The organism is Bacillus sp. ABP14 (assembly GCF_001831375.1).
Lineage (GTDB): Bacteria > Bacillota > Bacilli > Bacillales > Bacillaceae_G > Bacillus_A > Bacillus_A paranthracis.
In genome coordinates this window covers 1,472,827-1,494,779 of the sequence record NZ_CP017016.1, presented here as the reverse complement: position 1 = coordinate 1,494,779, position 21,953 = coordinate 1,472,827, and the positions used below count along the sequence as shown (strand labels likewise).

Here is a 21,953-nt window from a genome sequence, read left to right as displayed (position 1 = left end):
TCCCACCTTATTATGCACTCACTACGACGTTTTGAAATGCCTTCACCCAATTCCCTTTTTCTTCGTGATGCACTAATTTATTTTCCATATGCTCAATATGCATTTCTGTTATTTCTATCTTGTTGCATATTTTTTCACTCTTATCCTTTAATGCATGATTCATTCTAATCCCTATATTCATTTCCAGCAAATCGAGAGAACTTAACATTTGATCCATTGTTTTCATTACATCTTCCTTCTGAACCATCGCCATATACAAAACGCCTCCTTCTTTGCTTTTCCTTTGTCATGTAATTTCGCCGAATGATTCTTCACTCCTGCCCACATGACAAAACTAGTTGTTATTCGTCAAAGAAATCATTTTGTATGTCATTTATAGAAATGGTAACAATACAAAAAGGAGGTGCATGAAAATGACAAAGAACAAAAACGAAAAAAAGAAAAAACAAAATAAACAAAATAAACCCGAAACTGGCAATCCAAAATTAGATGGTCCAAACTTCCCTGCTACATAAAGTGAAACTTCTTTAATCTCTTATATTCATTACGTTTTGAGATTAAATGTTTAGCACGCATAGTAGGGTTACTTCACATTAAGAAGTCCCGTCTTCATTTATGAAGACGGGACTTCTTTTTTATTATATCACGAACTCATCTATCCTTTTAACAAAACGATTTACGGTGGAAGCAATATAGATTTGCTCCCTCTTTCTTTTATACCATTCTGTTATATCAACTTCACCCGTATACTCTTCTGGTAAAAATAGTTCATTTATTTCCGTATCTCTACAAAACCAATCTCTCATACTTATTTCATCATGTGCAACAGCAGGATAAACTTCCCTAAGAGCTGGTGTACAAGATTTTCTAGCTTCACTTACATAACATTCATAATCTGCTCTTGATCCTGTGTGTATCGTTTGCGATGCAAATCTATGGAATAAACTTTTGTAATTCGGATGGAACAGTAACGCTGCTAATTTCTTTCCTAGTTCTATACGCTTCTGTAACGTTTCAAATTGATAAACTGAAAAACCATACACCTTCCCTTCAACGGTTGGGAATATAACGGCACTAATATGAAGCATTTCTTGTAATTTAAAAAGGGCTGTATGGAATACATGTTTTTTAAAGTATGCATTCTCAATAACTGGTTTTTGAATTTTATTTTGTTCATTTATAATAAGCGCTGTCATAAGTCTATTTATATCTTTTTTCTCCCAAAAATATATCCATTCTTTTTCCATAAAAATGGATACATTAAAATATTGTAACAAATGGAATAGTGGGATCTGCCTCCTCTTACTTTCTTCGTATAACAACAGCTGAGGAAATACATCTAAAAAAATAATCCAATTCGCTTCTTCATAAGTCAAAAACAAATGTTTTTTTACTGTTTGAGGTAAAACAGTAGCATAATACCTCCCTTGTAAATCAGTCATATTCCACCCCGCATTTCTCGAGACCATACTTGCTAAAAAAGCCCACCTAATTTCACTATTTCTTACATAATATTCTTGATAACACTGCGTTCGAGAAATGTTGTCCATATTAGCTATTTCTATTTCCCTCTTCATGTTGTAAACCATTGTTTTTTCTTCCTCTGTACAGACCGTATTTTTACGATATTGTTTAATTTTTTCATAATCATTCCATGTAAACATGAATAAGTCATCATACCTTTCTGCAAAAAGGTCACATCTTTTTTCATTTTTTGTTATAATCACCTTTGTAAGTAATTCTTAGCAAGTTGGGAGTGGACACACTATGACCATTCGTTACCCAAATGGAAAACGGTACAATCAAGCTTCACAACCTCATAAAACACCAATTAAAAAACATACTTATAGTAACAGAGGTATGTCCCTTGAAGAGGAATTGAATGAAACGAATGAATATTACTTAACCCATAATATTGCATGCGTACATAAAAAACCTACCCCTCTTCAAATTGTAAAAGTAGATTACCCCGCTCGAAGTGCTGCAGTGGTAAAAGAAGCGTATTTTAAACAACCTTCTACAACAGATTACAACGGTGTATATAAAGGGAAATACATCGATTTTGAAGCGAAAGAAACAAAAAATAAAACGAGTTTTCCACTTCAAAACTTCCACCTTCATCAAATTGAGCATATGAAGCAAGTAATCGCTCATAATGGAATTGCATTTGTTATTATTAAATTTACACTTTTTGATGAACTTTATTTATTAGATGCAAAACATATTATTGCATTTTGGAATCGTCAAAATACAGGTGGAAGAAAATCGATTACGAAAGAAGAAATAGAAGAGCATGGATCTTTATTATCATGCGGTTATCACCCTCGGATTGATTATATCCGTGTACTAGACACGGTTTATTTTTCGTGATAGAGTCATCACTAAGGCTCTTTTTTCGACTTTTGGGGAGAGAATGAAAGGTAGGAGAAAGTATAATGTCAGATAATTATCGTTCTCGTACAGAACGAAATCATGTAAAAAATCAAAAGCAAGAAACAAATACAGAGAAAAAACCAAAGAAAAAAGGCTCCTTTTTTAAAAAATTCCTTATAGGTTGTCTACTTCTTGGTATCGTTGGTCTTGTAGCTGGCGTTTCCGCTTTCTTTGTTATGGTGAAGGATGCTCCAAAATTAGACAAATCAAAACTCGTCAATCCTTTATCAACAAAGTTTCTTGATAAAGATGGGAACTTTTTCTATGAATACGGTGCTGAAAAACGAACCCACGTTACGTATGATCAAATTCCAAAAGTAGTTGAAAATGCATTCCTTGCAACTGAGGACTCACGTTTCTATGATCATAATGGAATTGATTTTAAACGAACTACAAAAGCAGTTATGGAAAATGTCACTGGAGGTTTCGGATCTCAAGGTGGTAGTACGATTACACAACAAGTAGTCAAAAACTATTTTCTAACGATGGACAAAACTGCAAAGAGAAAAGTACAAGAATGGTACCTATCTTACAAATTAGAGCAACAATACTCTAAACATGAGATTTTAGAAATGTACTTAAATAAGATTAATTTAGGTAACCGTTCATATGGTATTGCGACAGCAGCGCAAAAATATTATGGTAAAGATTTAAAAGACTTACAGTTACATGAAGCTGCTATGCTCGCTGGTTTACCCCAAGGTCCAAACATTTATGATCCAACCAAAAAGGAAAATGTTGAACGAGCAACAAATCGTCGTAATGTCGTATTGTCATTAATGAATCGACATGGTTATATAACAAAAGAAGAAATGAATAATGCAGTTAAGATTCCAGTAACAGAGGGTCTTCAACCGTCTTCAGAAATAACTGAGATGAAGTATCAAGCATTTTTAGATGCGGTTGTAAAAGAAGTTGAAAAAGAATATCCTGATGTAAATATTGGTTCAGATGGTTTAACGATTCATACAACACTTGATCAAAATGCTCAAGATTATGCTGAAAAAATTATGGATGGCAATCTTATTAAGTATCCGAATGATCAATTCCAAGGATCGTTCGTATTTATGGATACACAATCTGGTGAAGTTCGAGCAATTGGAGCTGGGCGTAAAGGAAGTAAGTCTACTTTCAAAGGTCATAATATGGCCACCGATTTAAAACGCCAAGTCGGTTCAACAATGAAACCAATTTTTGACTACGGCCCAGCAATTGAAAATTTACAATGGTCTACATACCATCAATTAAATGACTCAGAGTATACGTATTCCAATGGTAAAAAAATACGAAATGCAACAAATAGTTACAAAGGTGACGTTTCACTACGTGAAGCTTTGAAAAAGTCATTAAACATCCCAGCTTTAAAAACAGCCCAAGCGGTTGGTCTTCCTAAGTCACAAGCGTTTGCTGAAGGTTTAGGTATGACATTTAAAGACGGCAAAACATTTGAATCAACAGCAATTGGTAGTAACGATAGTTCTCCATTACAAGTAGCAGGTGCATATGCAGCCTTTGGTAATGGTGGGAACTACAATAAACCGCATTTCGTAAAAGAAGTTACCTTCCCAGATGGGAAAAAGAAAAGTTTTAAACCGAAAGAACAACGTGCGATGCAAGACTACACAGCTTACATGGTGACTGACGTTCTTCGTGACGTCGTAAAACCTGGTTCTGGCGGTACTGGTCCAACAGCATACGTTTCAGGTGTTGATGTTGCCGGTAAAACAGGAACACAAAACTTTGATGAAGACGTTATAAAAAAATATGGTATACCAGCTGATGCAAACAGAGATAGTTGGTTCGCTGGATATACACCGCAATATACAATGGCAGTATGGACTGGTTACGAAAAAAACGGCCCAGAAAACTACATTAGTGATCGTTATACTAGAATTGCACAGCAAATGTTCCAAATAATGATGAGCAAATTTGCTACAGATAAATCCCGTTTCGAACGTCCTTCTTCTGTACAAGAAATAAACGGAGAGTTATATGTAAAAGGTGCGAAGAAAGATGCAATTAAACAAATTAAAGTAGATGCACCTAGTGGTCTTAATGTCACTTTCGATGGCGCTAGCACAGTTACACTAAACTGGTCTGGACCAGCAGAAGTTGATGCGTATGCAGCAAGCTATAAAGCGACTGACGGTTCAAGTGGTAGTTTATCAGTAAAAGGTACGACAGCTACTCTTGGTGGTATTAAACCAGGCGTTACTTACAGCTTCTCTGTAGTAGCGAAAAAAGGTACTGGAACAAGCCCTGCAGTTGGAGCATCCTTCACTGCGCCTGGCGGAACTCCAGACGCGAAGAAAGCCGAAGAAGAAGCTAAGAAGAAGGCTGAAGAAGAAGCTAAGAAAAAAGCTGATGAGGAAGCTCAGAAAAAGGCCAATGAAGATAAATTAAAACAAGAAGAAGCTACTAAAAAAGCTGAAGAAGAAGCTAAAAAACAACAAGAACAACAACGTAAACAACAAGAAGAAGCTCAAAAGAAAGCTGATGAGGAAGCTAGAAAAAAAGCTGAAGAAGAAGCTAAGAAACAGCAAGAAGAGGCTCAAAAGAAAGCTGATGAGGAAGCTAGAAAAAAAGCTGAAGAAGAAGCTAAGAAACAACAAGAGCAACAGCATCAGCAAGAACAACAACAAAATACCGGAGGAGATACACCTCACGCAGACGGAAATGTTGTTACAACAGAGTCTTAATACCCAAAAAAGAAGTCCTTTCTCTTAACGAGAACAGGACTTCTTTTTTGTTATCATTTTCTTTACATATAGCTTTTCTATTTCAATATACAACTGCGCTAACTGAATATAAGAATGATAATTATTCGGTTTCTTTATAATGAACGAATATCGCTCTATAAAATTAACTGGTTGCACTTCCAATTCACTCGTAAAATCTTCTATTTTATTCAAACTATGAACAGGTTGCTCATTTAGCCAATATACAATTGATAATAAATGTGCTGCAAAAAGAATCATCGGACCTTCAGCTTCTTGTTTCTTTCTGTTTCGAAATAAAGTAGCAATGTCCTCATGCTTATTTTTCCATACATTCAACATTACAGGAATACTGTTTTCAATTTCATTCCACGGTTCATATTGTCTTTCCATATCATATATAAAATAAGTCTTTTGTATTGTTTCTTCAAATGACTGTTCTGTATAATACGCAATCGAATTTATACTTTCTTTAAAAAATGGTAAGCACCGAAATTCTCTCGGTATTTCTATCACTCGCTCCATCCTTTATTTCCCCTTCATTCGCTTCTTTCCTTCTCGACATACTTCTAGTAAAGGGCACTCTTCACATTGTGGTCGCTGCGCTTTACAGTGATAACGTCCAAAGAAAATCATACGGTGATGTGTAACGCTCCATTCATCCATCGGAATTTTCTTCATTAATGTCTTTTCTACTTCTAACACCGAATCTTTCCACCTACAAAACGCTAACCGTTTACTCACTCTCTCTACATGCGTATCAACAGCAATTGCCGGAATACCAAACGCTACCGAAACAACTACGTTTGCTGTTTTTCGACCTACTCCTGGTAACTTCGTAAGCTCATCTCGATCTTTCGGCACTTCCCCATTGTAATCATCTAATAACATTCTGCACAATTTTTGAATGTTTTTTGCTTTATTTCTATACAATCCAATAGAACGTATATCTTGTTGTAATTCTTCTAGAGAAACACTTAAATAATCTTCTGGTGTTTTATATTTTTGAAATAAATTTTTCGTCACTTTATTTACAAGTGCATCTGTACATTGTGCAGATAACGCTACCGCTATTACTAGTTCAAACGGATTATCATGAATTAATTCACAATGTGCTTCTGGATACATATCCGCCATTGTGTCTAAACAATAGCGAATTTGCGTTTTATTTAACATATACTTCCTCCTACATTACTGCTCCAACCAATTATAAAAAGGCACTTTTCCAGTAAATTTCGTCTCTTGTTTTGTCGTTTGCTGCGCTCGTTGTTGATTTGCTCTAAATTTCCGTCCTTGGTTTAGGGCTTGATCTACTGTTTTAATACCATTCTTTTTCCATTCAAATAAAATACGATCAATATATCGGAAATTAAGCTTACCACTCATTACAGCTTCCCTGAGGGCCGCTTGAATTAAATTCGGATGATGTTGATCTTGATCTTCCCACATTCCCAACGTTTCACATTCAAATGGAGAAAGTGGTCTTCCAAATTCTTTTTCAAATACTGTATATAAATTTACTTGCAATTGCTTTATTTCTTTTTGTTCTTCCTCTATTGATTCATTCATTAAGAAATGCAATATTTTTTCCCATAGCGGTTGTAAAGAATAACTTTCACACATCATCGCTTCTGATTTTTGTCCACCTTCTAGTGATAAAAAACCTTTTTGAATCAATGCCTGAATGACTTCCATACATTTCATTTCGGTAATCGTCATCCGTTCTGAAATCTCTGACGGAGTCGGAAACGAATTGCCCGATTCTAAAAATGTATGTACATGAAGTACAACCATAAATTCCGTTTCATTTAACCCTAATTTTTTATAATGCATCATAAGTAATTTTGGAATTGCAATGCTTCCCTGCTCAAACCACTGTAACATCATTTTCTTTTTCATCACCAAACACCTCGCTCTCTAGTATAACACACCTTTCGCTATTTCTTTTTGCCACAATTCGTCAAAAAAAACCTCCCTATTATGTAGGAAGGTTTTTGTATTACATTAATAAAATATACAATTAAGCTTGCACTTTACTTTTCATAAACGTATGAATACGTTCTAATGCTTTCTCCACTTGTTCAAGAGATGTCGCATATGATAAACGAACGTTATTTGGAGCACCAAATCCTGTACCTGGTACAAGAGCTACTTTTTCCTCTTCTAATAGAGCTTTTGCCCAATCATCAACAGTTTCGTATCCTGATAAAGCTACTGCTTCTTTTACATTAGGGAATAAGTAAAATGCACCTTGTGGTTTAATGCAAGTAAAGCCAGGGATTTGAATTAATTTATCATAAATAATGTTTAATCTCTCTTCAAATGCTTGACGCATTGTTTCTACAGGTTCTTGTGAGCCTGCATATGCCGCGATTGCGCCGTATTGAGCGATTGAAGTAGGGTTTGACGTACTATGACTCGCTAAGTTCGTCATCGCTTTAATAAGCTGCTTATTTCCTGCTGCATATCCAATACGCCATCCTGTCATAGAATGAGATTTAGATACACCATTAATAATAAGTGTTTGTTCTTTTAATGCATTAGAAAGCTGGGCAACCGAAGTATATTCTGCTCCACCATAAATTAATTTCTCATAAATTTCATCTGAAACGATTAAAATATTGTGTTCTAAACATACTTCTCCAAGCTGTTGTAATTCTTCTTTGCTGTAAATCATTCCTGTTGGATTGCTCGGTGAATTAATAATAACTGCTTTCGTTTTCTCTGTAATTGCCTCACGCAGCTGCTTCGCTGTAATTTTGTATTCATTATCTTCAAGGCCTTCTACATAAACTGGCTTACCACCAGCAAGCTTTACTTGTTCCGGATAACTTACCCAGTATGGCGTAGGGATGATAACTTCATCACCTTCATCAAGTAACACTTGGAATAATGTATATAATGCATGCTTTGCGCCGTTACATACAATAATTTCAGACGGATCATACGCAATTCCTTGATCGCGAGTAAACTTCTTCACAATTTCTTGTTTTAACGCTTGTAACCCACCTGTTGGTGTATACTTCGTATGTCCTTCTAACATCGCTTTATGTGCAGCATCCATAATATGTTCTGGCGTATTAAAGTCAGGTTCTCCTGCCCCTAATCCAATTACATCATGACCTTCTGCTTTTAATGCTTGTGCCTTTGCTGTAATTTCTAAAGTTGCAGATGGTGTTAAAGCAGCTACTCGCTTTGCTAATTTCATTTGTAGTTCCCCCTACATCTATTTTTCAATGCTGTATCGTCGTAAAAACTGCCCATCTTTAAATGCAAGATAGTAATAACTATAACGATTTTCATCATCAATATATGTAACTTCCCATAATGGTATATTGCTTTCAAAGCCTAATTTTATTTTTAAAATTTCTTTAGGCTTACTTTTGTGCTCTTTACTGTCATCTCCGACTTGTTCAATCGTTCTTTGTAAAGCCTCTTTTTCAGAAATACCTTCACTCTTTTTCCTTACTATAGTTTCCCCTTTTTTCTCAGGCACCCAAACGATAAGTTGTTCTCCTTTTTCATCTGTACCTTGTACGACAGTATATGAAGATTCTCCGTTATAATAATCCACAGATTTTACTTTTATAAGCTTTGCTTTTTCTTTTGCAATTTCTACAGATTTTGCCTCTTTAGGGATTTTCTTTTCCATTGCTTTATTATAAACATACGCCCCATATATTCCGCTAGCAACGATTACGATAACGATTGCAAAGATCCACTTTTTCATTGTATCACTACGTTCTGTAAATCGTAAATACAGCTGTTTCTTTATCTTTTTCGTCTAATGCTAATCCGAACATGAGGTCCTGCTCTTTTAACGTACGATTCAAACTATCAACGATTTTATACAAGTCAGACGAATATTTAATACGCGTCGTTGATAGGACTTCGATTTTCTTATCCATGAAAAAACTCCTCCGTTACACAAAAATTTCTAATTATAGAAGAACGCAATGCGGTTACAATAAGAGTACATTCTTTACAACCCCTGCTTCATCACCCATCTATTATAGCAGGACATGTACAGCAAAAAAAGGTTTCAAGTCGAAAACCAATACATTTTGTATACAAGAAGTAAGAAAAATAAAATTCCTCCTACCCACATTTTTTACGCCTGAAGTTTACATGCACTTCAGGCGTGTTTTTCCTTCCAATTTTATTCAATTGGCCGTTCCTTTAATTGTTCTAACAATTCTTCTAGAGGGCCTTCATAAAGCGGAACAGTTGGAATTGATTGTAAAAAACGTTTTCCATAGGAAGCGCTTGTCAAACGACGATCTAATACAAACACCGTTCCGGTATCTGTACTTGTTCTAATAAGACGACCAAATCCTTGTTTGAAACGCAGTATTGCTTGCGGGAGTGCTAACTTAGCGAATACGTCCTCTCCTTGATTTTTTAACCACTCTCCTTTTGCTTCCATCATCGGTTGATGAGGAGGCGTAAAGGGAAGGCGGACAATAACAAGACAACTAAGGGCATCTCCAGGTATATCTATCCCTTCCCAAAAACTACTTGTTCCTAATAAAATTGATTTATCAAACTCTTGAAACTTACGAATGAGACGACTTCTGCTCTTATTATTCACACTTTGCGTTAATAATAAATAGCCTTCTAATTCCTCATCATTTTTCAAATTCGTATACGCTTCTTTCAACATTTCATACGAAGTGAACAAAACAAGCATTCTACCTTCTGTAGCTTTCGCTATTTTTGCAATATGAGCCGACACAGATTCAATATATTCTTCATTACTTGCTTGCTTAATAAAGGGCACATCCGTTGAAACCATTAATTTCATCTGTTCTTCAAAATGGAATGGTGATGGGACCTGTAATGTATTTGGAGCAAAATCATGTAAGCCTAGCTCTTCTTTTATATAGTCAAATGAATCGTTTACTGTTAGCGTTGCTGATGTGAAAATAACACTCTTTTTCTCTGTTAAAAATTCATCAGCAAATCTTTCACCAATATGAACAGGTTGTCCATATAAAACAGTTGAATGAATGGTTCCCTTCGTTTCAGTTTCCATCCATGTCACATATAAATTTTTTTCTAAAATGAGTACTTGTAAAGAATGCGCCATCTTTCTCAACAACTCAATTAAATGCATAAATTCACCTGTAACAACATGCATTTCCCATTCTAATTTACTTTGCAATATATCAACTTGCTTCTCAAGTGTAGAGAGTAATTTTCTTACATCATATACAAAGCGATTTGTTAACTCGGTAATACTATCCCATAACTTACCTTTCTCTACTTCCGTGTTATATCGATAAATGAGTGGCATATTGCTTATCCCTTGTTCCTGCTTTGTTTGTTTAAAGATGAATGCACGTAACATTTGGAATAGCTCATCCGCATCAAATTTCAATTCCTTCAAACTATGACTTACCATGCGGAAAGTAGAACGGGAGGCTTGCTCTGATTTTTTCATCATTTTATATACTTTAGAAAGTACATCATCTGTTTCTAGCGTACCAAGACGAGATAAAACTAGCTGGAAATACATACAGGAGAACTGTTCACCTAATGTTCTACTCGCTGCTTCCTCGATATGATGAGCCTCATCAAAAATAATATGTTCACATGAAGCAAACAGTGGTTCTTCACTTGAAAAATCTTGAAATAATAACGCATGATTTGTAATAACGATATCTGCAAATAATGCTCTATTCTTTGCTCGTTGATAAAAACAACGACTAAACCAGTTGCTTTGCATCCCACCCGGACTATGTACATCACTACAAATCCGGTTCCAAAGTAACTTTCCGCCCTCAGGAATATTTAATTCATCACGATCGCCCGTTTCCGTTTGCAATAACCACACTAAAATTTTTGCCTTCGTGAGCGCCATGTCATAATTCTTCTCTTCTTCTTGCAAAGCATATTCAAATTTATGTAGACAAAGATAATGCTTTCTTCCTTTCAGAAGAGCTACTTCAAATGAAAATGGCATTATTTTCTGTAATAATGGAATTTCTTTTTCTAGTATTTGTTGCTGCAGTTGTACAGTTTGGGTACTTATGATGACAGGTTCTTCTTTTTTCTTTGCAAAATAAATACTTGGAAGCAAATATGCAAGAGTCTTTCCTGTTCCTGTTCCTGCTTCAATTAGTGAAAACCTAGAATCTCTTAGCGCTGTATATATTTCCTTCATCATACTCTGTTGGCTTTCTCTTTTTTCAAAATTTGGCATATTCGACTCAAGTTTATCAATTGTCTTATGCAAGAAAGCATCAAATTTAAATGCACATGTTTCACTTAAGTTTAAAGAATAATTCCGTTTTCGAAGGGCAATATTTCGATACACTTCATATCCCTCTGCTCCTTTTTTACCATGCATCATTTTCTTTAAAATATTTTCAGAAAGCACATCCGCTATATCACTTTGAAACACATCACTCAATTCATAAAGCGATTGCAAGGTGACAAGGGGTAACTTCTCAATTTCATTTAAAAATTGTAAAAACAATTCCGCTGTTGCAAGAGCATCACTATCCGCACGATGCGGTTGATCATGCTCTAATTCGTGTTGTTTAGCTAAATCACGTAATTTATAACTATCAGCCGTTGGCAAAAGAATTTGCGCCAACTCAACTGTATCAACTTTTGGACAATGTATTTCTGTATATCCAGCCTGCCTTAATTCTTCCGTTAAAAAATTCCAATCAAAGTGAACGTTATGTGCAACGAAAGCTGCACCTTGTAATAGCTCAACAACCATCGGGGCTACATCTTCAAATAACGGGGCTTGCTTAACCATACTCTCATCAATCCCTGTTAACTCTGTAATAAATGGTGGAATCTCTCTCTTCGGATTAATAAAAGATGAAAAAATCTCTAATATCTCTCCATCTTCCACTACAACAGCTGCAATTTGGGTAATTTTATCTTTCCCATCCTTCCAGGAGTTCCCTGTCGTCTCTAAATCCACAACGACATAACGCTTACTCATATATGTAACACCTCAATTTCTTACCTATCAAACAGAAAATTATATAATGTTACTATACCACGTTTTATCTCATCTTAATGAAAAGATGCACAAAAAAGGCTATCTCCATAATAGAGATAGCCTTCTTACTTATAATATCGTACCCGCTTTTTCAGCACCTAACATTTCAATAATTTGATTATCATCGTCTAATACTGCAATTTTCGGCTCTTGTTTATGAATATTTTCTTCTGCCACTAGACCGTAGCAAATAATAATAACTTTATCTCCTGGCTGTACAAGCCTTGCAGCTGCACCATTCAAACAAACAACACCGCTACCACGTTCCCCTTTAATAACATATGTCTCTAAGCGAGCACCATTATTATTATTTACAATTTGGACTTTTTCGTTTTCTACAATATTTACTGCATCCATTAAATCTTCATCAATTGTAATACTACCTACATAATTTAAATTTGCTTCTGTTACTGTTGCGCGATGTAACTTCGCTCTCATCATTGTGCGAAACATAGATGCTCCCCCTTATTTAACCGTTAATGTTATATTGTCAATTAATCGTACATTGTCAAATTTAACTGCAATTGCTAAAATGATTCGTCCTTCAATTTTATCCACTACTTGTAGTGAAGGATACGTATATAAATCAGCATAATCTACAGTGCCTTTCGTATACGTCTCAATATACTCCTTCACAAGAGTTGTAATGATTTCTGCATTACGTTCTCCTGTCTCAATTCTTTCTTTCGCTATACATAGACTGCGGTATAAATGAGGAGCCTCTTCACGCTCTTCTGGTGATAAATACACGTTACGAGAACTTTTGGCTAATCCATCTTCTTCCCTTACAATATCCACCGGTACGATTGTAACCGGAATATTAAAATCAGCGACAAATCCTTCAATGACAGCAACTTGCTGTGCATCTTTCATACCGAAATAAGCACGTGTTGGCAATGTAATATTAAATAGTTTCATTAGTACAATCGCAACACCAGCGAAATGACCAGGTCTTTGTTTTCCGCATAACACATCGGTACGCTTCATAACTTCTACTGTTGTCGTTTGTTCTGCTGGATACATTTCTTCTACGCTCGGATAAAATAAATAATCTACACCGTTTTCTTTTGCTACATTTTCATCTCTATCAATATCACGAGGGTATCGATCTAAATCTTCATTTGGTCCAAACTGTAGCGGATTAACAAACACGCTTAAAACTACAATTTCATTTTCTTCTCTTGCCTTACGTAATAAAGTCGCATGACCTTCATGTAAATAACCCATCGTTGGGACAAAACCAATACTTTTTCCACTTGCACGTAGTTCGTTTGTAATTTGCTGCATCTCTTGCACTGTATTTATGATTTTCATTATTGTTTTCCTCCGTATAACGCTAAACATTCTTCCTCTTTCATTGTGAATGAATGTTTTTCTTCCGGAAATTGACCTGTCTTTACTTCAGTTACGTATTGTGAAATCCCTCGCACAATCTCCTCTTGAACAGACGTATATTGCTTCACAAATTTCGGAACACGATTTACGCCATATGAGATAAGATCATGATAAACGAGTACTTGCCCATCCACTTTTTGTCCTGCTCCAATTCCAATCGTTGGAATTGTTAGTTGCTTCGAAATAAATTCTGCTAGCTGCATTGGCACACATTCTAATACAAGTGCTATCGCACCAGCCTCCTCACATCTCTTCGCATCTTCTATTAATTTTTTTGCACTTTCAGCATCTTTTCCTTGTACTTTATAGCCACCTAACACTCCTACAGATTGAGGAGTTAAGCCTAAGTGTGCCACGACAGGAATTCCCGCACTCGTCAAGTAATGAATAGTTGATATCACTTCTCCTGCACCTTCTACCTTCAGTGCATGAGCACCACTCTCTTGAACGATGCGGCGTGCATTCACCATCGTATCTTGAGGCGACACATGATACGACATAAATGGCATATCAGTTACAATAAACGTCTCTTTCGCTCCTCGGCGTACAGCTTTCGTATGATGAATCATATCCTCTACTGTTACAGGTACTGTTGAATCATAGCCGAGCACAACCATCCCAAGGGAATCTCCAACTAAAATCATATCAACTTCCGCTTCTTCTGCTAACTTAGCAGATGGATAATCATACGCCGTTAGCATTGTAATCGGCTCACCTTGCTCTTTCATTTTCAAAAAATCTGTTTTTGTTTTCAAAAACTACTCCTCCTTTATACAGGAGAGAGGAGATGGCCGAAATCATATAAAAAACCCCTCTGGCCATAAAAGGGCAGAAGGGTTGTGTGTTAGTCGGCATTATTCATCCCTCTGTCCCAGTCCGTTATTGGATCAAGGCAGAATCCAAGTTATTATTTTTCGTATTGCATCGAATCATGGTGCAGTTCGCTCTGATACTGCCCATATTCGAACTAATTATAGCAAACTCCAAAAAGGAATTACTACATTTTTTTGAAAAAATAATTTTTATTCTTATTACGGTATGTGAAATTTTTAAATAACGTATGCATAGAAAGATAAACAAATTTGTTTACATGCATAGTATAACTCTTAAAATAATGATGCAGGTTAATTGAGGAGATATACTTACAAAAGGAGAATTAGAATTGCGAATGTCTATAAACAAATGGTTATTTCGATTCATCGGTTTTCTTGTGATGCTTGTGGTAATAACAACTTTAAATTCCCTCAATGTATTTGCCTCAGTTAACGACTTGGCACAACCTATTGCGTCAGCGAAAGTGATTGAAGTTGAGCTAAACGATGATTACTTTAATCCAAACGTCATCACGATTCCAATTAACGAATCAACAACATTACTGTTGAAAAATAAAGGTAAGAGTGAGCATACCTTTACAATCAAAAAACTCGGTATTGACGTCGTCGTCGAGTCAGGAAAAGAAAAAAACATTACCGTGAAACCTAACAGTGCCGGTACATATGAATTAATATGTCGATACCATCTCCTCAAAGGAATGGAAGGTAAAGTAATCGTCAAATAAGAAGCAAACTCAACTGGACGATCTTTTAAAATAAAACTTAAATATTAAAAGATTTTATTAATATTGAAATAAAAAAGAAGTTCCAAAATAGGAACTTCTTTTACTTAATTTCGATATCCGCAGAATGAATGTGATGTACTTTTCCTTCATGATCTTCTAGAAGCAATACACCATCCTCTGTAATTCCTTTTGCTACACCCGTAATCGTCTCTCTCATCGTTCGAGCGTTAATTTCTTTCCCGATACTCACAGCGTAACTTTCCCAAAGAATTTTAATGACAGAGAAACCATTTTGTAAATACTCTTCATATAATTTTTCTAGTTGTAAAAAGATTTGTTGCATAAGCTCCGCACGAACAATTGGCTTACCAGATTCAATCGCTAAAGAAGTAGCAATATGCTGAATTTCCTCATCAAAATGTTCTTGCTTTTGATTCGCATTAATACCAATACCCATAATGACAGCATTAATTTTATCAGGATCAGCTTGCATTTCTGTTAATATTCCTACAGCCTTTTTCCCTTGAATTAAAATATCATTCGGCCATTTTATTCCTACGTTTACACCTGTGCACTTTTCAATTGCTTGCGCAACGCTAACAGCGGCTAACAAAGTAAGTTGTGGTGCATGTTGAACCGGGATTGATGGACGTAAAATAATACTCATCCAAATTCCTGTTCCTTTTGGTGAATGCCATTTTCTGCTTAAACGACCTCTACCCGCTGTTTGTTCTTCTGCCACAACAATTGTTCCTTCTTCTGCACCTTCATAAGCAAGCTTTGCTGCAATATGTTGCGTCGATTCAACGGACTCTTCAAAATACACTGTTCTACCAATATGTTTCGTTTGTAACCCTAACTGTATTTCATTCGCAGTCACTTTGTCTGGCTTACTTGCAATTCGATAACCTAATCGACGCACAGCTTCAAGTTCATATCCCTCATTCCGAAGGTCCTCCATATGTTTCCACACAGCAGTTCTTGAGCAACCAAGTTTATCACTAATCGTTTGACCAGATACAAACTCGCCATCCGCTTCCGAAAAAACTTGCAATAACTGCTTTCTTATAGTAGATTGCATTCTTGCAGCCACTCCCTTATACACTCTTTCTCATTTACTACGTTTCCTTGTACAATTGCTTCTTCAATTTTTTGAATCATTTCAGCAACCCACGGACCTGGCTTTTTACTTGCCCAGTTTAACAAATCATTCCCAGTCACATTCATCTCTTGTCGACTCTTAATTGGCAATGCTTGAAACAACGTTTGTACCCGGTTAACAGCTGTATGATCATAGCTTTCAATCATCGCTTCATATACTCTTTCTGCCATTTCAGCTATATGAATTCCCGTTTTATAAAGAAGAACTGTATCCCAATCCTTCTCCTTTCTCTTACGGATTGTTAATAATACTGCGACGATATCTTTTATTTTTTTATTCGAAAACTTCCATTGACGTAAAAAGACAGCTGGATGTTCTTCCCCGATACAATATAAGAAAAACGCCCACGCCTCAATGTCTGCTTCAAAAGAATCCCATTTATACTGCGTAGCTTTTAACAATTTCTCTTCTGACATCTGTAAATATGGTAGATGAGAAAATAGTTTCGTTTCTACTAATTGTTTGAGAGCCTTCACACAATATGTGCCAGTTAACAGTTTTTCAAACTCCACTGTAATTCTCTCAATTGCTATATGTTCCAGTAAATGTCCATATGTTTCAATTGCTTGCTTCGTTTTCGTCTCTAAAGAAAAACCTAACGTACTTACGAACCGAATACCACGCATCATTCGCAGGGCATCTTCTTGAAACCGATCCGCAGCATTTCCCACTGTCACAATTTCTCTCTTTTGAATCGCTTCCTGTCCAGCAAATAAATCGACCATTTTTCCTTCTTCTGTCATTGCAATTGCATTCATTGTGAAATCACGACGTTTTAAATCCTCTTCTAATGAACGAACAAATTGAACACTACTAGGTCTTCGAAAGTCTTCATATTCACTCTCTGTTCGAAAAGTGGTTACCTCATAAGGCTCACCATTTTCTACTACAATTACAGTTCCGTGTTCAAGACCAACAGGAACATGTCTTGGAAATATAGCCATCACTTCTTCTGGTAAAGCAGATGTCGCAATATCAATATCTCCAATCGGCCTATCGATAATAAGGTCTCTTACGCTTCCACCGACAAAGTAAGCCTCATGCCCTTGTTGCTTTAAAGTCTCAATAATAGAACTAGCTTTTTTAAATCTTTCCATTTTTGTCATCCCTTAGTACATCATAGTAAATCGTTTCATATTGTGAGACGATTTTTTCAGAGCGAAACTGCTCGTAAACACTTTCTCTTGCTCGCTCTCCCATATTACGGTGAAGTTCTTCATCCTTTAATAGCTGAATGGCTTGATCTGCCACTCCTGTTGTATCGCCAACTTCACATAAATATCCTGTATCACCATGTTGAATGACTTCTGGAATACCTCCAACCCTTGTTCCGATACAAGGTACACCACACGCCATCGCTTCTAATAAAACAAGACCAAAACTCTCCTTCTCTGATAAAAGCAACATTAAATCACTCATCGCAAGTAGTTCTGCAACATTATCTTGCTTCCCTAAGAATAAGACGCGATCTTCAATATGTAAATTTTTCACCAACTGTAAAATCGTGCAAAATTCTGGTCCATCTCCAACAAGAAGCAACTTCGCATCTACTTCTGTAACAATTTTAGCAAATGCCTGCACAACATCTTGCACACGTTTCACTTTACGGAAGTTTGAAATGTGAATGAGTATCTTTTCACTCTCACTTATACCGTATTCTTTCTTTAATTGGGTCATATCACGTTTGAAATATACACGTTCGTCTATAAAGTTATATACCGTTTGAATGTCTTTATTTGGTTTTACAAGCTCATGCGTTTCGTTAATTAATGAATGCGAGACAGCCGTCACAACATCAGATTGCTCAATACCAAAACGAATTAAATTATTTAGCGAAGGGTCGGATCCTAACACAGTAATATCTGTTCCATGCAAGGTTGTAACAATTTTAATACGCTCTCCAATCATTTGTTTTGCTAAATAAGCACAAATGGCATGCGGTATTGCGTAATGCACATGTAAAATGTCTAGATTTTCTCTTTGTGCAACCTCTGCCATTTTACTCGCTAATGCTAAATCGTATGGTGGATATTGAAATACAGAGTATTGATTTACCGTCACTTCATGAAAATAAATGTTTGGATACACTTTATTTAACCGGAATGGTAAACCGGATGTAATAAAATGAATTTCATGCCCGCGTTCCGCTAATTGCTTTCCTAATTCTGTTCCAACAACTCCAGAACCACCTACAGAAGGATAACATGTAATACCTATTTTTAATTTCATTTACATCCCCCTATTAAATCAGCATGTAATAAAACCGGTTTCTTACTCATAAACCCTTCGGCATATAAGACTCCAACTTCTTTTCCAAACATTTTCTCACGAGCGACTACAGTTTCAACGTAACCTTCTGTTAACGGCGTTTTCACACCATCACTCCCTGTTGAAAACTGACTTTCATACGCTTCTAATGCTTCCACTTTTTGCGATACGTATTCACTAATATCTATACAAAAATTCGGTTTATGAAAACCATTAATCATATAATGATAAAAAGACTCCACACGATGTGGTGGGATCTCTGGCATATATTTACGAATTCCCGCTGAAAAAATAGCTTCTTCCACCAGTTTTGCACAATTTGCATGATCCGGATGACGATCTTCATAATACGGTGCAAAAACTAGTTTTGGTTTATATGTACGAATTACCTTTACAATTTCACGTATATACTCTTCTTTCATATACAAACCACGGTCTGGCATCGCTAAATTTAATCTCGTTTTTACTCCCATTATACGAGCTGCCGCCTTTGCTTCTTCTTTTCTTAACTCTATCGTTCCATTAGAAGAAAGATCAGCTTCTGTTAAATCACAAATACCTACTTCATACCCTTGCTTCGTATATTTAGCAATGGTACCAGCCATGCCGATTTCAACATCATCGGCATGAGCACCAAACGCTAATATATGTAATCCACTCATAATTGTTCCCCTCATTTTCTTAACTTGCGGTAATCTAAATCTCCTCGCTCTAATGCGTGCATTAACATTTCAGCACTTGCCATATTCGTTGCAAGTGGAATTGCATATACATCACATAAACGAAGCAATGCATTCACATCCGGTTCATGCGGCTGTGCTGTTAATGGATCGCGGAAGAAAATTACCATGTCTAAATCATTTTTCGCAATCATTGCACCAATTTCTTGATCGCCACCAAGAGGACCAGATTGATATCTTGTTACAACTAAACCGGTCGCTTCCATAATACGAAGCCCTGTCGTTCCTGTTGCAAATAATTCATGTTGTTCAAAAATTGGTTTATATGCGTATGCAAACGAAACCATGTCATTTTTCTTTTTGTCATGTGCAATTAAGGCAATTTTCATCCGTTGTCTCCCCTTTAGTCGATAATATTTTCTAAACCGTACACAAGATGATCTAGATTCATTACTGTCTCAATTGATAGTTTTACACCAGACATAAATGATGCACGATTGAATGAATCATGACGAACTGTTAACATTTGTCCGTCTCCACCAAACATTACTTCTTGGTGTGCAATAAGTCCTGGTAAACGTACACTATGAATGTGAATGCCGTCTACGTTTGCACCACGAGCCCCTTCTAGTTGCTCTACTTCATTTGGATGACCTTGCTGCTTTGATTCACGATTTTGACGAATCAATTCTACTGTTTTTACCGCTGTACCAGATGGTGCATCTAGTTTTTGATCATGATGCAATTCAATTACTTCAACATCTTGGAAGTATTTCGCTGCCATTTGTGAGAATTTCATCATAAGAACTGCACCAATTGCAAAGTTTGGAGCGATAATTGTTCCTACTGCTTTTTCTTTCGCAGTCTCGGTTAATTGTTTTAGCTCTTCTTCTGTAAATCCAGTTGTACCAATAACAGAACGAAGTCCACGCTCAACTGCTAGTGTAACGTGTTGTTTCCCAACTTCTGGCGTTGTTAAATCTAACAACACATCTGCTTCTACTTCCTCTAAACAAGTATGTAAATCTGCGTAAATAGGTGTATCTAGCGCTGGCATTCCCGGTAAATCAGAGATTTTCTCTCCACCATGCTTATAATCCACTGCTGCTATTAAATTAAAATGTTCCGTTCTTTCCATAAGAAGAACTGCTTCATGTCCCATACGTCCTCTTGGTCCAGCGATAATTACTTTAATTTCTTTCATTATTCTTTCTCTCCCTCATCAATACGTGTCCAGCGATCTTTATCGCGAGTATTAAATTTATTCATTACAATGTTATGTGCTGTTTCTAAATCAATATTTAAACTATTTGCCATACAAATCATAACAAATAATACATCTCCAAGCTCTTCTTCAATACTACGTTCTTTTTCAGTTGTTTTCTTCGGTTTCTCACCATAATAATGATTAACCTCTCTTGCAAGCTCCCCCATTTCTTCCGTTAAACGAGCCATCATTGCAAGTGGACTGAAATAACCTTCTTTAAACTGACCAATATATGCATCAACTTCTTTCTGCATATCCTTCATCGTTTTCGTTTCCATACAATTCACCTCTAATCCTTCCTCTTTCATGTTAGCCAATTCATCGCGATTTGACAAATATTATTCCCCGCCAAACACCTATTTGCGACCCTTTTTGGGAAAGATTATAATAAAGTGAAACTTCTTTTGCGTTTTTGGCAAAAAATCAACCAGAACCAATCGATTTTTATAGCCTTCACTATTTTCACTAGCAACTAGAAATTACTTATCATTATGTTTTACCGTTTCAGCGGAGCAATGCCATTTACATAATTAGGGGGATTTCTATATGACATCAAATTTGAAGATTCGAAATATCATTTTTATTTTAATCGGTTCCGCTATTTTTTCTTTCGGTATTGTGAATATCAATATTGAAAATCACCTTGCAGAAGGTGGATTTACCGGTATTACACTATTATTGTATTTTCTATTTAAGTTTGATCCTTCTTATTCAAACTTAGTTTTAAATATTCCTATATTTTTCATTGGTTGGAAATTACTTGGAAGAACAACATTTATCTATACACTAATCGGTACCTTTAGCGTATCTTTATTTCTATGGATTTTTCAGCGTTACGAAGTTCTCAACTTACATGTAAACTTACAAAATGATATGACACTCGCCGCTTTATTTGCTGGGGCATTTATTGGTATCGGTCTCGGGATCATATTTAAATACGGCGGAACTACTGGCGGTGTAGATATTATTGCGAGACTCGCTCATAAATATGTTGGCTGGAGTATGGGGAAAACGATGTTTATGTTTGATGCTATCGTTATTATCGTCTCTATCCTTACCTATTTATCATATCGCGAGGGTATGTATACGTTAGTTGCTGTTTTTATCGGGGCGAAAGTCATTGATTTTATGCAAGAAGGAGCCTATGCAGCAAAAGGAGCAACTATTATCTCCGATAAAAACGATGAAATTGCTGCTAAGATTTTATCTGAGATGGAGCGCGGAGCAACCTTTTTAAAAGCTGTTGGATCTTATACAAAAGTGGAACGGAACGTATTGTATTGCGTTGTTGCTAAAAATGAAATCGTGAAATTAAAAAATATTATTACTTCTGTAGATCCTCATGCATTTGTTGCAGTAAGTGACGTACATGATGTAGTTGGTGAAGGTTTTACGTTGGATGAAAATAAAAACCCATTACATACATAAACACAACTAGAAAAGCTTTTT

Annotated in this window: 24 protein-coding genes; 5 read left to right on the top strand and 19 right to left on the bottom strand. The window is 36.1% G+C overall.

Annotated features, from left to right (window positions below):
- Positions 1 to 10: 10 nt before the first annotated feature.
- Positions 11 to 253: a hypothetical protein gene (locus BGI23_RS07890; protein WP_001252039.1), complete on the bottom strand. Its 243-nt coding sequence runs from the start codon at positions 251 to 253 to the stop codon at positions 11 to 13.
- Between the two features lie 85 nt (positions 254 to 338).
- On the opposite strand from BGI23_RS07890, the gene BGI23_RS28360 reads away from it, so the two are divergent.
- Positions 339 to 515, top strand: a complete 177-nt coding sequence (locus BGI23_RS28360) for a hypothetical protein (protein WP_002020884.1) — start codon at positions 339 to 341, stop codon at positions 513 to 515.
- 123 nt (positions 516 to 638) lie between these two features.
- Here BGI23_RS28360 and BGI23_RS07885 read toward each other — a convergent pair whose 3' ends face one another.
- Positions 639 to 1,664, bottom strand: a complete 1,026-nt coding sequence (locus tag BGI23_RS07885) for a DUF2515 domain-containing protein (RefSeq protein ID WP_070807282.1) — start codon at positions 1,662 to 1,664, stop codon at positions 639 to 641.
- Between the two features lie 103 nt (positions 1,665 to 1,767).
- Between BGI23_RS07885 and recU the strand changes: the two genes are divergently transcribed.
- Both recU and BGI23_RS07875 read left to right on the top strand, forming a co-directional pair.
- Positions 1,768 to 2,370 carry a Holliday junction resolvase RecU gene (gene recU, locus BGI23_RS07880; protein ID WP_000155592.1) on the top strand — a complete coding sequence of 201 codons (603 nt, stop codon included), beginning with the start codon at positions 1,768 to 1,770 and terminating at the stop codon, positions 2,368 to 2,370.
- A gap of 65 nt (positions 2,371 to 2,435) precedes the next feature.
- Positions 2,436 to 5,132, top strand: coding sequence for a PBP1A family penicillin-binding protein (locus tag BGI23_RS07875; protein ID WP_070805630.1), 2,697 nt, complete (start codon positions 2,436 to 2,438; stop codon positions 5,130 to 5,132).
- Between the two features lie 24 nt (positions 5,133 to 5,156).
- Here BGI23_RS07875 and BGI23_RS07870 read toward each other — a convergent pair whose 3' ends face one another.
- From BGI23_RS07870 to panB, 10 genes are all read right to left on the bottom strand, one after another.
- Positions 5,157 to 5,675, bottom strand: a complete 519-nt coding sequence (locus BGI23_RS07870; protein ID WP_000442681.1) for a YpoC family protein — start codon at positions 5,673 to 5,675, stop codon at positions 5,157 to 5,159.
- A gap of 3 nt (positions 5,676 to 5,678) precedes the next feature.
- Positions 5,679 to 6,326, bottom strand: coding sequence for an endonuclease III (gene nth, locus BGI23_RS07865; protein ID WP_000933023.1), 648 nt, complete (start codon positions 6,324 to 6,326; stop codon positions 5,679 to 5,681).
- Positions 6,327 to 6,341: 15 nt separating this feature from the next.
- Positions 6,342 to 7,049, bottom strand: a complete 708-nt coding sequence (gene dnaD / locus BGI23_RS07860; RefSeq protein WP_000728538.1) for a DNA replication protein DnaD — start codon at positions 7,047 to 7,049, stop codon at positions 6,342 to 6,344.
- A 121-nt stretch (positions 7,050 to 7,170) separates the two neighbouring features.
- Positions 7,171 to 8,358 carry an aspartate transaminase AspB gene (gene aspB / locus BGI23_RS07855; RefSeq protein WP_000761548.1) on the bottom strand — a complete coding sequence of 396 codons (1,188 nt, stop codon included), beginning with the start codon at positions 8,356 to 8,358 and terminating at the stop codon, positions 7,171 to 7,173.
- A gap of 18 nt (positions 8,359 to 8,376) precedes the next feature.
- Positions 8,377 to 8,880, bottom strand: coding sequence for a cell wall elongation regulator TseB-like domain-containing protein (locus tag BGI23_RS07850; RefSeq protein WP_070805629.1), 504 nt, complete (start codon positions 8,878 to 8,880; stop codon positions 8,377 to 8,379).
- Positions 8,881 to 8,887: 7 nt separating this feature from the next.
- Positions 8,888 to 9,058, bottom strand: a complete 171-nt coding sequence (locus tag BGI23_RS07845; protein ID WP_000358352.1) for a YpmA family protein — start codon at positions 9,056 to 9,058, stop codon at positions 8,888 to 8,890.
- Positions 9,059 to 9,309: 251 nt separating this feature from the next.
- Positions 9,310 to 12,114, bottom strand: coding sequence for an ATP-dependent DNA helicase DinG (dinG, locus tag BGI23_RS07840; RefSeq protein ID WP_070805628.1), 2,805 nt, complete (start codon positions 12,112 to 12,114; stop codon positions 9,310 to 9,312).
- 129 nt (positions 12,115 to 12,243) lie between these two features.
- A complete protein-coding gene (gene panD, locus BGI23_RS07835; RefSeq protein ID WP_000490176.1) occupies positions 12,244 to 12,627 on the bottom strand; it encodes an aspartate 1-decarboxylase in 384 nt (127 codons plus the stop codon).
- 12 nt (positions 12,628 to 12,639) lie between these two features.
- The gene (panC, locus tag BGI23_RS07830; RefSeq protein WP_070805627.1) at positions 12,640 to 13,488 is read right to left on the bottom strand and encodes a pantoate--beta-alanine ligase; all 849 of its coding nucleotides are present in this window, start codon (positions 13,486 to 13,488) and stop codon (positions 12,640 to 12,642) included.
- Complete coding sequence (panB, locus tag BGI23_RS07825; protein WP_000853114.1) at positions 13,488 to 14,324, bottom strand: 3-methyl-2-oxobutanoate hydroxymethyltransferase; 837 nt, start codon at positions 14,322 to 14,324, stop codon at positions 13,488 to 13,490. The genes panC and panB overlap by 1 nt, the downstream gene beginning before the upstream one ends.
- Positions 14,325 to 14,737: 413 nt before the next feature.
- Here panB and BGI23_RS07815 point away from each other — a divergent pair, with 413 nt between their 5' ends.
- Positions 14,738 to 15,127, top strand: coding sequence for a cupredoxin domain-containing protein (locus BGI23_RS07815; protein WP_000026410.1), 390 nt, complete (start codon positions 14,738 to 14,740; stop codon positions 15,125 to 15,127).
- 100 nt (positions 15,128 to 15,227) lie between these two features.
- Here BGI23_RS07815 and BGI23_RS07810 read toward each other — a convergent pair whose 3' ends face one another.
- The 7 genes from BGI23_RS07810 to BGI23_RS07780 are packed head-to-tail and all read right to left on the bottom strand — an operon-like array spanning position 15,228 to position 20,782.
- On the bottom strand, positions 15,228 to 16,208 hold the full coding sequence (locus tag BGI23_RS07810) for a biotin--[acetyl-CoA-carboxylase] ligase (protein ID WP_070805626.1): 981 nt from the start codon (positions 16,206 to 16,208) through the stop codon (positions 15,228 to 15,230).
- Positions 16,193 to 17,386 (bottom strand): CCA tRNA nucleotidyltransferase, encoded by a 1,194-nt coding sequence (locus BGI23_RS07805; protein WP_070805625.1) that lies wholly within the window; start codon positions 17,384 to 17,386, stop codon positions 16,193 to 16,195. Before BGI23_RS07805 ends, BGI23_RS07810 begins: the two co-directional genes overlap by 16 nt.
- Positions 17,373 to 18,518, bottom strand: coding sequence for an N-acetyl-alpha-D-glucosaminyl L-malate synthase BshA (gene bshA / locus BGI23_RS07800; RefSeq protein WP_000768296.1), 1,146 nt, complete (start codon positions 18,516 to 18,518; stop codon positions 17,373 to 17,375). Before bshA ends, BGI23_RS07805 begins: the two co-directional genes overlap by 14 nt.
- Positions 18,515 to 19,219: a bacillithiol biosynthesis deacetylase BshB1 gene (gene bshB1 / locus BGI23_RS07795; RefSeq protein ID WP_070805624.1), complete on the bottom strand. Its 705-nt coding sequence runs from the start codon at positions 19,217 to 19,219 to the stop codon at positions 18,515 to 18,517. The genes bshA and bshB1 overlap by 4 nt, the downstream gene beginning before the upstream one ends.
- An 11-nt stretch (positions 19,220 to 19,230) precedes the next feature.
- Complete coding sequence (gene mgsA, locus BGI23_RS07790) at positions 19,231 to 19,626, bottom strand: methylglyoxal synthase (protein WP_000684765.1); 396 nt, start codon at positions 19,624 to 19,626, stop codon at positions 19,231 to 19,233.
- A 14-nt stretch (positions 19,627 to 19,640) separates the two neighbouring features.
- Entirely contained in the window at positions 19,641 to 20,441 is an 801-nt protein-coding gene (dapB, locus tag BGI23_RS07785) for a dihydrodipicolinate reductase (RefSeq protein WP_070805623.1), read from the bottom strand.
- On the bottom strand, positions 20,441 to 20,782 hold the full coding sequence (locus BGI23_RS07780) for a nucleotide pyrophosphohydrolase (RefSeq protein WP_070807281.1): 342 nt from the start codon (positions 20,780 to 20,782) through the stop codon (positions 20,441 to 20,443). The genes dapB and BGI23_RS07780 overlap by 1 nt, the downstream gene beginning before the upstream one ends.
- 268 nt (positions 20,783 to 21,050) lie before the next feature.
- Here BGI23_RS07780 and BGI23_RS07775 point away from each other — a divergent pair, with 268 nt between their 5' ends.
- Entirely contained in the window at positions 21,051 to 21,932 is an 882-nt protein-coding gene (locus tag BGI23_RS07775; RefSeq protein WP_070805622.1) for a YitT family protein, read from the top strand.
- The last annotated feature ends 21 nt before the right edge of the window (positions 21,933 to 21,953 follow it).